We start from the raw sequence: 12,855 nt of genomic DNA on the forward strand, positions 1-12,855 counted from the left end.
GACAATGAGACCAATATGATGACATACACAAGCTCAAATCAGCGCCATCGTAACCTGAAGATTTTTTATACGTTAATGATGTTACTCAGCATATTAGCCTGCCATCAGACCTATGCAAAAGATCAAACAAAACAGTTGTCAGCAACAAATGCTATGACACAGGTTCAGGCTAACAGCGATCAGCAAGCCGCAGCTAAGGTTCTCGATCTACTCAACGAGTATTCGAGCCATGCTGACTGGGATCGCTATTTTGCGCTTTATCGTGCAGATGCAATTTTTATCGGTACCGATGCCAATGAACGTTGGGGGATGGAAGAGTTCGAACGTTATTCAAGACCGACAACAGGTTGGCGTTATGATTTAACCAAACGCGCTTTGCTTCAATATGGCGATGTGATGTTATTTGACGAGTTACTCACCAGCCCTACCTACGGAGTGAGTCGCGGCACAGGGACGTTAATCAAAACGGATGGCAAATGGAAAATCGCTCAATACCACTTGAGCTTTCCGATTCCTAATGCAATTGCCAAACAGATAATGGCTGAAATAAAAGTCGCAGCCGCAACGCCCAGTGATTCAGCGCCTCAATAATATAACCCCGACTGAGTAAAACAATAATGCCCGAGTAAAAACTCAGGCATTTAACCGCTCAGATCTCCCATTAAAAGTGGATACAGTTAAGAGGCGATAGCACTAAGACTGCAAATGCAGCTTAATAATGCGGATCACTTTATCGATATCCTTGCGACTAATATCCTTATGGGTGACTAAGCGCATCGTGCGTCCTGGGCTCATCAATATCCCTTCGCTACGGCATCGTGCGACTAATAACTCAATATCGACCTCTGGCGCTAAGGTGACAAATAGCATATTGGTTTGCACCGCTGTGAGATCAACCGTAAATTCGCTAAGCTGACTTAACTGTTGTGCTAAATAAGCCGCATTGTCATGATCTTCACTTAACCTTTGTACTTGCTCCGTTAATGCAAGTGTACCAGCAGCAGCAAGCACTCCGGCTTGGCGCATACCGCCACCAAGCATCTTGCGCCAGCGTATGGCTTTGTTAATTAAACGCTCATCACCTAACAGTAATGAGCCTACGGGCGCACATAAACCCTTCGATAAACAAATCGATACCGAATCAAAATGCGCGGTAATGTCACTTATCGCAATATTTTGCGCTATGGCAGCATTAGCTACTCGTGCACCATCTAAGTGAATTTTTAAACCACGATTAAAAGCCAGCGCCTGTGCGCTGGCTAAATAGTGCTGTGGCAATACCTTACCGCCAATCGTATTTTCTAAACTCAGTAAACGCGTGCGAGCAAAATGGATATCATCAGGCTTAATTGCCGCTTCAATATCAGTTAAAGCAATACTGCCATCAATTTGATTAATAAGAGGTTGTGGTTGAATGCTGCCTAAAACCGCCGCGCCACCGCCTTCAAATTTATAATTGTGTGCTTGCTGGCCGCACAGGTACTCATCACCACGTTCGCAATGGGCCATTAACGCCAATAAATTAGCCTGGGTTCCTGAGCAGGTAAATAATGCACTTTCAAAGCCAAACATGTCGGCGGCCATCTCCTGCAAGTGATTGACGCTAGGATCATCACCATAAACATCATCGCCGACTTCTGCCCTGGACATGGCCAAACGCATCGCGGCGGTTGGCTGGGTAACGGTATCACTGCGTAAATCTATCATCTTGTCCTCGATTTAAGGTCTGCTTGGCACTTTATAGGCACAGGACTCTAGCGCCAAAAAACCATGTTGTATAGTTTGCGGTATACTCCAGAGGCACGTTAACTGATAATAAATGTAAGCTTACGATATCTCTTTATCATACAAAATAGTGTAAACCTGAATATACTCAATAGATTGTCGCTGTCGCTCCACTCGTTACTATAAGCGGTTTAACTTGGCCAAAGGCGTCTAACTCGATAGAATTACTCGCTAAGATATTTGCGTCACAACAAGGCACAAATCTTAGTGACTCTGGCTAAGGCTTATCATATATAAAGGGGTTTGTGGTGAATTATTCCCAGTACAGTTGGATTAAAGTATGGTTTTTAATCCTATGTTTAAGCCTAATATCCCCCGTATTCGCTTGGACGGATAGCGACCTAGATGGCGTGCCTGATATCAAAGATGCCTGTCCGAATACGCCGCTAAATACCATAGTGATGGCTAATGGTTGCCCTGCAACGCCCGTTGAAACAATGGTTGAAACAGCTGAAGCCACAGGTTCATCACTCGATTGTGATTCTGGCAATCTTAATCACACCAGCGCTGATTGTTATGATATTTCCTCAGCGGTAGTGTATTTTGACTTTGCGATCGCTGAAGTTAACTTTGCTCAATGGAAAACACTCGCTTTTGTGAAAGCATTTTTAGAACAAAATGATGTTGCATTAACCTTAGTTGGACACACTGATGTGGTCGGGACTCCAGAGTTTAATTATCAACTGTCCCTGCAAAGAGCTCAAAACGTAAAACGGATTTTGGTTGAAGATTATGGCTTTAATCCAAATAGATTTACCGTAATCGGTAAAGGAATATCTGAACCCGTCGCAGACAATCGCTCTAGCGAAGGGCGCAGTTTAAATCGACGAGTACAATTTATCGTCAATCACTAAGTCATTTTTTTCATCAATTTAGGGAGTGAGTCAATGGAGAACCTAGAAGGTTTATTAAACCAAGCGCCTGAAGTACTAGTCACTTATGGTTTGCAAATATTATTTGCACTTATTATTTTTTTTGTTGGTAAATACTTTGCAGGTGTTGCACAAAGATTAACGCGTAAGTTACTCAATAGCCGGAAAGTAGACCCTACTGTGGTTTCATTTGTTGCAAACCTCGCTTGGGCAGTGGTGTTTGTATTTGCGGTGATTGCTACATTAGGGCAAATTGGCGTACAAACGGCATCTCTGGTCGCCGTTATCGGTGCGGCAGGTCTAGCGATAGGTTTAGCTTTGCAAGGCTCTTTATCTAACTTTGCCTCAGGGGTATTGATGGTTTTATTCCGCCCTTGCCGCGTAGGCGACTATATTGAAGCCGCTGGCGTGGCGGGTACTGTTGATGAAATTACTATTTTCTCAACCAAGCTGCGTACGCCAGATAACAAGGTTATTACCGCGCCTAATTCATCTATTATGAATGGCACCATCACTAACTATTCGACGATGGATACCCGCCGTATTGACCTCGTTATTGGCGTCTCTTATTCTGCCGATATGGCGCTCACTAAAAAGATTTTTCAAGATATCTTAGACAATAACCAATATGTGCTAAAAGATCCGGCCTATACGATTGGACTATCTGAATTAGCCAGCTCTACCGTTAATTTTGTGGTGCGTCCTTGGGTCAAAAAGGCGGATTATTGGACTGCCCGTTTCCAACTTCTTGAGGAAATAAAGCGTGATTTAGATGCGGCTAATATCAGTATCCCATATCCTCAAATGGATATTCACGTTAAAGCATTGCCTTTGAACCAATAACGGTTTTGCAACAAAAACTTAATCATAGATGTAATAGTGTGCAGTTAAGCTCATCTATATTTCTCGAAGGCCTTATCGCTATGCGATAAGGCCTTTTTTATGGTTCTGAGTGCCATTTTAGCGTACCGTAAGCGATAGATAGCTGCCAAGATACTGACATTCATTTGCGAGGGGGATTCATGCAAAAATACGTTTCATTTTTAGCCGCAAGCTGCATTTATGGCTTAGTTCTAATAAGTCCAAATGCTATCGCCAATGACAAGACACAGGTTCTCATGGGCGAAAAAACGGTCACCTTAGAAGGTAAATTACCAAAGTTAGCTCAAATGGCACCAGGATTTAAAGTCGTTGATGAACAATTTACGCCTGTAATGCTAAGTGATTTTAAAGGTAAAACTGTACTCATCAGTGCAGTCCCAAGCTTAGATACAGGTGTTTGTGCATTACAAACCAAGCGTTTCAATAGCGAAGTGAGCCATTTTTCTGATGATGTGGTTATATTAACAATTAGTGCCGATTTACCCTTCGCACAAAAGCGTTTCTGTAAAGTTGAAAACGTCGATAAAATTAAAGTGCTGTCTGATTCTGTATGGCGTGATTTTGGCGAAAAATATGGTTTGTTAATTCAAGATTATGGCTTGCTGGCTAGAGCTATTTTTATCATTGATGCTGAAGGTAAACTGCAATACCAAGAGTTAGTTCCTAACATCGCGGAGCATCCTAACTATGATGCCGCACTTGAAGCGCTGAAGACTATTCAAACTCAGTAGCCACTATCAGATCAAACAGGGCAGCCTTAGCTGCCCTATCTTATAACAACCACTATAAAAATTAGTGCGTGTGTTGATCGCCATTGGCCTGATAATCAAAGGTTGGCATAGACCAATGATACCGTAATGCTAACATCCGCAGACTAAAACCAACGCTGATACAAAGAAGTAAATTAATCCATTCCGTTAATTGATAGTCTTTTAAGACGATATACAAACTTGCCGTTAGTAATGAAATTACCGCATAAAGTTCTTTCTTAAAAATCAGAGGTACTTGATTACACAGAATATCACGGATCACACCGCCAAATACGCCGGTCACTAATCCCATCACGACGGCAATCGTCGGGCTAAATCCCAGCATTAAGGTCTTCTGCGCGCCCACGATAGAAAATACCGCTAAGCCCAACGCATCAATAGCTAAAAACAACTTAGACAAGTAGCGCATCACAGGCGCGATAACCACAGTAAGTAACGAAGCAAAAGCTATCGCAATGAGGTAGTGCACGTTCTCAACCCAAATTAACGGATAATTGCCTAGCATCATGTCCCTTAGCGTGCCGCCGCCAATTGCAGTGGCGCAACCAATAATCACCACACCAAATAAATCCATCTGTTTGCGACCCGCCGCTAAAGCACCCGTCATAGCCTCGGCAAGAATACCTATTAGCCAAAGTAACCCAATAATCTCTGTCTCATGCATATTAACTACGACCGACAATTCAAAGGAGCCGATTCTGCCTGAAAAAACGGAGGTTCTATAATGATTTATTTTCTAATTAATCATTAGTAAATTTAATGCACTAATTAAATAGCAACTCAAGCGCCTACGATTCATCATCAAACCACATCATACAAAGCACTTTAATAATAGTTAGTTATAAAAGTAGTACATTAACGGCCCTTTATTTCACATAAATTAATGATAAGTATTAATAAAGCAAATTTAACTAAATTGTAAATAGTAGTCAAAGTTCTATTTTAATGTGCAAACGCATAAACATCAGCCAAAAAAAAGCAGCCATGAGGCTGCTAATTTTTACTAAAATGCTATTCAAACTGGGGCTTAAATAGGCGATTACTACTTAGCATCAGGTTTCGGAGGATAATTTTCCATCACACTACCCACGGCTTCATTGATAATTTTGACCCTTTCTTCTGGGGTGTTTTTATCACGAATAGTATCAACGACGGATCCACGCCAGATAAGTTTAGATGTTTTATTATCAACAAAATCAATTATCAGAGTACCCACTTCATATTCTCTAACCGTAGTCTGAGTTTGCATATTGCCACCCCATCCCCAACCAGGACCATAGTAAGGGCTATAACCGAAATTGCTGTTAAAGGTGTCGACATTTATTTTTTTATCAACCTTAGTAAAGTAGTTAACTAACACATCAGCATCTTTGGCATCGACTAACGTCATGCCCTTGGCGGCCAACTGTGCATTAACGGCTTCTCTTACTCTTTGGTCCATTAAACCATCGAGATGATAACTTGTGGAGTCTGATTTCTGAGCAACCCAAGCATAGGTTTTATATTGCGTAAAGTTGGCGCTAGGATCGTAGTCCCAACCTGACTTCATTGTGCTACAAGCACTGAGTGCCAATACGGCTAACGCGACAAAAATGTTTTTCATCTTAATATCCTCAGAAGTTCAAACCGAACAAAAATAGGTAGGTGCTAGAAATATGAATTTAGCTTACATAGCAATAGTCTTATCTACAACTAAATTGATGTGTAAACTCGCATTTCATTTTACTTGACTTAAATAAAATAAAATTAGATGATAATAGTTATCAATTAGATTAAAGGTAGCAGGTGGCGTACATGTATTGGTTTGCGAGCGCATTTATTGTAGCGTCTATTATTTTTTTTCTTGCACCAGAAAAGATTTCACTTGAAGCCAATAACGCTAAGCTAAAAAGGCACTTACCCGCAAGCTTGCTTGTTTTACCTGTCATAGTATTAGGCTGGCTAGTGATTAATGCTCTTGCTAACGGCGCCAATCTTACGACCGTCGCGGCTTTTGGCTTTGTCATCACAGCCTGCTTAATTGCATTACCTAAATTGCATAAATTTATCATGCCCAGTGCCTTACTCACTGCTGCAGCGTTGATTATCATGCTAGTCCTACGCATTAGTTAATTTAGTTTTTTAAAAAATATGCTTACCTCCCTGCAAAGAGTTAGCATTTTGTTCGGACCACTTAGTAATAATTCTTAAGTGGTCTTTTTTTTACCTCCCAGAACTCCCTCTAATTTGGTAAACTCAAAGAGTACCAACCACTTCTATTACTAATGAATAAAATCTATGAAAACAGATCCTAATGTGTCCTTAGTATACAGTACCGATAAAGGCCGTATTAATGCAGAGCCTGTCGCTGCGCTTATTCCTGAATCTGATGGTGTCGTCAGGATCTACAGGGACAGTAAAGGCAGAAAAGGCAAAGGTGTTTCTATTATTTCTGGCTTGGGTCTTGATGACAGCGCGTTAAAAATACTGGCTCAAACCCTTAAAAAACAATGTTGCTGTGGTGGAACTGTTAAAGATTTTACCATTGAAGTCCAAACAGACAATCGTGAACAACTCAAGCTATTACTAGAGAAGCTGAATTACAAAGTAAAATTAGCAGGCGGTTAACCTCACTCAACACAGCAATATAACCCTATGTGCTAACACAGTTTAGCCATACCAAACGGAGTCGTTTAATGGAGAGTTTGCAGAACCATTTCTTAATTGCCATGCCTTCACTGCATGATACGTTTTTTGAACGTTCGGTTATCTATCTCTGTGAACATGATGCTAAAGGCGCTATGGGGCTAGTTATCAATAAACCACTTGATATCGAAGTCAATTCCTTATTAGAACAAATGGAATTGCCCGCTGAGCAAATTCCCTCAGATTTTATATTTAACTCCAATGTCATGATGGGTGGACCCGTTTCTCAAGACCGTGGCTTCGTACTGCATACCTCTCAACCTTATTGGGCCAATAGCACTGACCTTAACTGCGGTTTAATGTTGACTACCTCCCGCGATGTATTAACGGCTATAGGGAGTAATAGATCGCCAGATAAGTTCCTTGTAGCTTTAGGCTTTGCAGGCTGGAGTAAAGGACAGCTCGAACAAGAACTTGCCGATAACTCTTGGCTAACGATCCCTGCAACACATGCACTCTTATTTGACATTAAACACCAAGACCGTTGGCCGCAAGCTAGCCGAACTCTTGGGTTTGATGCTTGGCAAGTTTCAGCTCAAGCGGGCCACGCTTAAACCTAATTTATTAATATAAGTCTGCACACTATGAACTCGAAAACTGTATTAGGCTTTGATTTTGGCACCAAAAGTATTGGCGTAGCCATTGGCCAAGAAATTACCGCCAGTGCCACACCATTATTGTCAATTAAAGCCGTCGATGGCATCCCCAACTGGGATCACATTGGGGATTTAATCAAAGAATGGCAACCCGACTTAGTCGTCGTAGGTCTCCCTTTAAATATGGATGGCACAGAACAAGACATGACCCATAGGGCGCGTAAATTTGCTAATCGTATTAATGCTAAATTTAAAGTAAAAATAGCCACTCAAGATGAGCGATTAACTACTGCTGATGCTAAAGCCAGATTGTTTGAATTAGGTGGCTTTAAGGCGCTGACGAAAGGCCAAATCGATGCCGTGTCGGCGGTGCTGATTATTGAAAGCTATTTTGAAAATAATTTCGGCAAATAAAACCACCGTAAAAACAAAAAGGATAAGTGGGCTTATCCTTTTTTATATAACGGTTACGCTATGATTTATCGAATCAAAAATAGGGTTTAACTAAGTTTGCCATCATAGTGATATGGTCATCATTATCGTTCAGCGCAGCAATATAACGGAACTTCTCACCGCCAGCCTCAGTAAATATGTGACCATTTTCACCGACAATCTCCTCCAGTGTTTCTAAACAATCGGCACTAAAAGCTGGGCAAATAATAGCAACATCACGCACACCTTCTTGAGGTAACGCTTTCATTGTCGCATCGGTGTAAGGTTGTAACCATTTTGCTTTACCAAAACGCGATTGAAAAGTCATCACAAACTCGTCTTTACCTAGACCCAGCTTTTCGGTGACAAGCCGAGTTGTTTTCATGCAAAAACAGTAATAAGGATCGCCTAAATGCAAATTACGCTCGGGCATACCGTGGTAAGACAATACCAGCTTTTGTGGTTTACCATGAGCCTCAAAATCTGTCTTTATCGAGCTTACTAATGCATTAATAAAATCAGCATTATCGTGATAAGTATTAATAAAATGCAATGATGGTATATAACGCCATTTAGATAACTCAGCCGCAATCGCATCAAAAGCAGACCCAGTTGTTGGCGCCGCATATTGAGGATACAGAGGTAACACAATGATATTATCAACGCCATTTTGATGCATTGTCTGCAACGTACTGGCTACCGAAGGATTACCGTAACGCATGGCTAAATGCACCGAAACGTCATGGTTATCCGTTTTTAACTTTTCGGCCAATTTTGCCGTTTGGCGTAAACTAATGTCCATTAACGGTGAGCCTGCAGCGCTCCAGACTTTCTGGTACAACGCCGCCGATTTAGCCGGACGTATACGCAAAATAATCCCATGTAAAATCAGCACCCAAACTAATTTAGGAATTTCTACTACACGAGTATCCGCTAAAAACTCAGCAAGATAACGCCTAACTGCAGATGCTGTAGGTTCATCTGGGGTGCCTAGATTCAATAATAACACGCCTACTTTGCCGCGTTGCCCGTGTCCAACATCTTTGGATAAGCCTGAAAATTTAGCCAAAACAGCCTCTTAATTAAGTCTATAACAATAAGATTACAGTACCGATTCTATCGCTTGTTTAAGCTCTTCGCTATCGGGCTTCACTTTAGAATTAAATTGCTGCACAACTGTGCCGTCGCCGCTAACAACATACTTATAAAAATTCCACTTTGGCGCCGCTGTTTTTTCGGCTAAGTATTTAAATACACTATTGGCATCGCTGCCACGTACTGGCGATGTGGCCAGCATAGTAAAGGTGACACCGTAATTGATGTAACACACCTTAGCGGTATCTTTTTCGTCGTTTTCTTCTTGGAAAAAATCATCCGACGGAAAACCAATAACGACCAATCCCTTGTCTTTATAGTTTTCATGCAAGGCTTCGAGTGCTTTAAACTGTGGCGTATAACCACAGTTACTGGCTGTGTTTACAATCAACACCGGTTTCCCTTGCGTTAACTCACACAGATTCACCGTTTCTTCAGAATGTAGTTTTCGCACTTCAAGGTTCAGATACTCGGGGCAAGTTGCCGCCATAGCGCCAACACTCATCAAGCTCGCGCTTAAGGCCAATATTGTGGGTAATTTGTTCATTGCTTTCTCCTTTACCTTTACATTACGTCAGCATGCAAGGTAAAGATCATATTGAATTAAAAAATAAAAGCTATGTTTGACGCAGCATAGCGATGAAATGAAACCACTTAGTTGATGAAAATTTATCTACATAAACAAAAAAACAGCCCATAAAGAGGCCGTTTAACGTCGAAATCAACTCTTGTTAATCCATGTCTAAGGTGACGCCTTCCATAAAACCTGAACCGGTAGATTCTTTACTTTGCAATTTAATCATTAGACGTAAATCATTTGGCGAATCAGCATGATGTAGTGCATCTGCATAACTAATTTCACCATCTACATAGAGTTTCAATAAGGCTTGATCGAATGTTTGCATACCTTGCTCATTCGATTTCGCCATAGTTTCTTTCAGTAAATGCAGTTCGTTCTTCGCGATTAAACTCGCCACTCTTGGGGTGTTAATTAACACTTCAATCGCTGCGCGGCGACCATTACCATCAAGTCGAGGAATTAATTGTTGTGCGACAATCCCGCGTAAATTCAATGATAAATCGAATAATAATTGTTGATGTTTATTCTGTGGCACGAGATGCATAATACGATCTAAAGCTTGGTTAGCGTTGTTTGCATGTAACGTTGCCATACAAAGGTGACCGGTTTCGGCAAATGACAGGGCAAACTCCATCGTCTCTTGGGTACGTATTTCACCAATTAAAATCACATCCGGCGCTTGGCGCAAAGAGCTTTTTAATGCAGCGTCAAAAGATTCAGTATCAATACCGACTTCACGCTGGGTAATAATGCTCTTTCTATGGTCGTGAACAAATTCAACTGGATCTTCAATTGTTAAAATATGTCCACGCGCATGGCCATTGCGGTAACCGACCAATGCCGCCAAAGAGGTCGATTTACCCGTACCCGTTCCACCCACCATAATGATAAGACCACGTTTACTCATCACTAAATCTTTTAAGATTGGCGGTAACTTAAGCTCATCTACATCAGGAATTTTTGTTTCAATGCGGCGCATAACGCAGCCTGGAGATTCTCGCTGCCAAAAAGCACTAACCCTAAAACGGCCTAAATCCTTTACGGCAAAAGCAAAGTTACATTCTCGACTGCTATGAAACTCTGCTTTCTGAGCCTCAGTCATCAACGACTCGACAAAATCTAATGATTGAGCAGGCGTAAAAGCACTTTCGGCCAAGGGACGCAATTCACCGTCAATTTTGGCGCTTGGCGGAAAACCCGCTGTGATAAATAAATCAGAGGCTTTGCGCTCAACGATCACTTTTAAATACGGACGAACATCCATCATAAATCCTTAAAATGTCGCTTGCTTATTTGAACTCTTCGCCATTGCATCTTCACGGGTAATAAGACCGCGATTGACTAGGTTCTGCAAACATTGCTCTAAGGTCTGCATGCCGTGTGCCATACCGGTTTGAATTGCCGAATACATCTGTGCCACTTTGTCTTCGCGAATGAGGTTACGAATAGCCGGTGTGCCCATCATGATTTCATGTGCAGCCACACGGCCTCCCCCTACCTTTTTAATCAGGGTTTGCGATATTACCGCTTGCAGTGATTCCGACAACATAGTGCGCACCATACTTTTTTCACCAGCAGGAAACACGTCAACCACACGGTCAATGGTTTTCGCTGCGGAAGTAGTATGCAAGGTGCCAAACACTAAGTGGCCTGTTTCTGCGGCCGTCATCGCCAAACGTATGGTTTCAAGATCGCGCATCTCACCGACTAAGATCACATCAGGATCTTCACGTAGTGCGCTTCTAAGAGCGGCATTAAAACTGTGAGTATGGCGGTGAACTTCACGCTGGTTTATCAAACATTGTTTATTTTGGTGAACAAATTCAATGGGGTCTTCGATAGTTAATATGTGGTCGTGTCGATTTTCATTCACGTAATCCACCATAGCAGCAAGTGTGGTACTCTTGCCTGAACCCGTTGGCCCAGTCACTAGCACTAACCCTCTGGGGAAACTGGCAATTTTTTTAAAAATTTCCGGTGCACCTAACTGCTCGAGTGACAAAATATCACTCGGGATAGTACGAAAAACAGCGGCAGCACCGCGGGACTGATTAAATGCGTTAACACGAAAACGCGCTAAATTAGGGACTTCGAACGAGAAATCGATTTCTAAATGTTCTTCATAGTCCTTACGCTGCTTATCATTCATGATGTCATACACTAGACTGTGTACGCCTTGATGATCGAGCGCCGGCAGGTTAATTTTTCTCACTTCACCGTCGACACGGATCATAGGAGATACCCCTGCAGAAAGGTGTAGATCTGAAGCTTTGTGTTTTACACTAAAGGCCAATAACTCAGTGATTTCCATCGTTTGGGATATCCTTGCAACTAGATAATTACATCATGACAACAATAGCAGACAGACTCGCAATCGCCCATAGCAGGATTGCACAAGCCGCACAAAAATGTGATCGCCAGCCTAGCAGTATTCGCTTACTTGCCGTTAGCAAGACTAAACCTGTTGAAGACATTATAGCAGCCTACCAAGCCGGACAGCGCTGCTTTGCTGAAAACTATGTGCAAGAAGGCGCTGAAAAAATTACCGCACTTAAAGCGACTTATCCTGATATTGAATGGCATTTTATTGGCCCACTTCAATCCAATAAAACCAACATAGTCGCGCAACATTTCGATTGGATGCATACCGTGTCTCGCGATAAAATTGCACAACGTCTTAATGATCAACGCCCAAACGAATTAACACCATTAAATGTCTGTATTCAAATTAATATCAGCGCTGAAGATACAAAATCGGGTATAGATACAGACCAAATGCTACCACTCGCTAAACTGATAACTCAGTTACCTAACTTAACACTGAGAGGCTTAATGGCGATCCCCACAGCAACCGCCGATACCGAGTTACAACTGAAAGAGTTTTCGACATTACATAAATTATTCCAAGAACTTCAATTGCATTACCCCTCTATAGATACGCTTTCAATGGGTATGAGTAATGACTTAGATGCAGCCATTCGCTGCGGTTCAACTATGGTACGCATTGGCAGTGCTATTTTTGGTGAGCGCAATTATCCAGCATAAAAATGACTCATTGGCATAAAATGTAATGATAGCGTGTTACTTTAGCCTTGTTTTTAATGGATTTCGCCCAAATACTTTATTTACGTTCCATAAGTTTTAACGATTATAAGATC

Annotated in this window: 16 protein-coding genes; 9 read left to right on the forward strand and 7 right to left on the reverse strand. The window is 41.8% G+C overall.

The features are described 5' to 3' along the window. Positions 1 to 15: 15 nt before the first annotated feature. Positions 16 to 591: a nuclear transport factor 2 family protein gene (locus tag C9I43_RS10235; RefSeq protein ID WP_107883388.1), complete on the forward strand. Its 576-nt coding sequence runs from the start codon at positions 16 to 18 to the stop codon at positions 589 to 591. A 102-nt stretch (positions 592 to 693) separates the two neighbouring features. Here C9I43_RS10235 and ltaE read toward each other — a convergent pair whose 3' ends face one another. Beyond that, complete coding sequence (ltaE, locus tag C9I43_RS10240) at positions 694 to 1,707, reverse strand: low-specificity L-threonine aldolase (protein ID WP_107883389.1); 1,014 nt, start codon at positions 1,705 to 1,707, stop codon at positions 694 to 696. Between the two features lie 326 nt (positions 1,708 to 2,033). Between ltaE and C9I43_RS10245 the strand changes: the two genes are divergently transcribed. The 3 genes from C9I43_RS10245 (at position 2,034) to tpx (ending at position 4,270) form a co-directional block, all read left to right on the forward strand. Then, a complete protein-coding gene (locus C9I43_RS10245; RefSeq protein ID WP_107883390.1) occupies positions 2,034 to 2,639 on the forward strand; it encodes an OmpA family protein in 606 nt (201 codons plus the stop codon). A gap of 33 nt (positions 2,640 to 2,672) precedes the next feature. Beyond that, positions 2,673 to 3,500: a mechanosensitive ion channel family protein gene (locus C9I43_RS10250; RefSeq protein WP_107883391.1), complete on the forward strand. Its 828-nt coding sequence runs from the start codon at positions 2,673 to 2,675 to the stop codon at positions 3,498 to 3,500. A gap of 179 nt (positions 3,501 to 3,679) precedes the next feature. Next, positions 3,680 to 4,270 carry a thiol peroxidase gene (gene tpx, locus C9I43_RS10255; RefSeq protein ID WP_107883392.1) on the forward strand — a complete coding sequence of 197 codons (591 nt, stop codon included), beginning with the start codon at positions 3,680 to 3,682 and terminating at the stop codon, positions 4,268 to 4,270. 61 nt (positions 4,271 to 4,331) lie between these two features. On the opposite strand, the gene C9I43_RS10260 is transcribed toward tpx, so the two are convergent. Next, on the reverse strand, positions 4,332 to 4,973 hold the full coding sequence (locus tag C9I43_RS10260; protein WP_076496583.1) for a trimeric intracellular cation channel family protein: 642 nt from the start codon (positions 4,971 to 4,973) through the stop codon (positions 4,332 to 4,334). A gap of 378 nt (positions 4,974 to 5,351) precedes the next feature. Beyond that, complete coding sequence (locus C9I43_RS10265; RefSeq protein WP_076496582.1) at positions 5,352 to 5,912, reverse strand: DUF4136 domain-containing protein; 561 nt, start codon at positions 5,910 to 5,912, stop codon at positions 5,352 to 5,354. Between the two features lie 191 nt (positions 5,913 to 6,103). Between C9I43_RS10265 and C9I43_RS10270 the strand changes: the two genes are divergently transcribed. The 4 genes from C9I43_RS10270 to ruvX all read left to right on the forward strand — a co-directional run bounded on the left by C9I43_RS10270 (position 6,104) and on the right by ruvX (position 8,004). Beyond that, positions 6,104 to 6,421, forward strand: coding sequence for a hypothetical protein (locus C9I43_RS10270; protein ID WP_076496581.1), 318 nt, complete (start codon positions 6,104 to 6,106; stop codon positions 6,419 to 6,421). Between the two features lie 165 nt (positions 6,422 to 6,586). Then, a complete protein-coding gene (gene yciH, locus C9I43_RS10275; protein WP_107883393.1) occupies positions 6,587 to 6,916 on the forward strand; it encodes a stress response translation initiation inhibitor YciH in 330 nt (109 codons plus the stop codon). 68 nt (positions 6,917 to 6,984) lie between these two features. Then, entirely contained in the window at positions 6,985 to 7,548 is a 564-nt protein-coding gene (locus C9I43_RS10280; protein ID WP_076496579.1) for a YqgE/AlgH family protein, read from the forward strand. 30 nt (positions 7,549 to 7,578) lie between these two features. Continuing rightward, complete coding sequence (gene ruvX, locus C9I43_RS10285) at positions 7,579 to 8,004, forward strand: Holliday junction resolvase RuvX (protein WP_076496578.1); 426 nt, start codon at positions 7,579 to 7,581, stop codon at positions 8,002 to 8,004. Between the two features lie 73 nt (positions 8,005 to 8,077). Here ruvX and hemH read toward each other — a convergent pair whose 3' ends face one another. The 4 genes from hemH to C9I43_RS10305 all read right to left on the reverse strand — a co-directional run bounded on the left by hemH (position 8,078) and on the right by C9I43_RS10305 (position 12,008). After that, positions 8,078 to 9,091 (reverse strand): ferrochelatase, encoded by a 1,014-nt coding sequence (gene hemH / locus C9I43_RS10290; protein ID WP_107883394.1) that lies wholly within the window; start codon positions 9,089 to 9,091, stop codon positions 8,078 to 8,080. 33 nt (positions 9,092 to 9,124) lie between these two features. Beyond that, positions 9,125 to 9,664: a glutathione peroxidase gene (locus C9I43_RS10295; RefSeq protein ID WP_107883395.1), complete on the reverse strand. Its 540-nt coding sequence runs from the start codon at positions 9,662 to 9,664 to the stop codon at positions 9,125 to 9,127. Positions 9,665 to 9,848: 184 nt separating this feature from the next. Next, the gene (locus C9I43_RS10300; RefSeq protein WP_107883396.1) at positions 9,849 to 10,961 is read right to left on the reverse strand and encodes a PilT/PilU family type 4a pilus ATPase; all 1,113 of its coding nucleotides are present in this window, start codon (positions 10,959 to 10,961) and stop codon (positions 9,849 to 9,851) included. Positions 10,962 to 10,970: 9 nt separating this feature from the next. Further along, on the reverse strand, positions 10,971 to 12,008 hold the full coding sequence (locus C9I43_RS10305; RefSeq protein WP_076496574.1) for a type IV pilus twitching motility protein PilT: 1,038 nt from the start codon (positions 12,006 to 12,008) through the stop codon (positions 10,971 to 10,973). A gap of 35 nt (positions 12,009 to 12,043) precedes the next feature. Here C9I43_RS10305 and C9I43_RS10310 point away from each other — a divergent pair, with 35 nt between their 5' ends. Beyond that, on the forward strand, positions 12,044 to 12,742 hold the full coding sequence (locus C9I43_RS10310) for a YggS family pyridoxal phosphate-dependent enzyme (protein WP_107884108.1): 699 nt from the start codon (positions 12,044 to 12,046) through the stop codon (positions 12,740 to 12,742). The last annotated feature ends 113 nt before the right edge of the window (positions 12,743 to 12,855 follow it).

Origin of the sequence: Shewanella morhuae (assembly GCF_003028295.1) — a bacterium.
Lineage (GTDB): Bacteria > Pseudomonadota > Gammaproteobacteria > Enterobacterales > Shewanellaceae > Shewanella > Shewanella morhuae.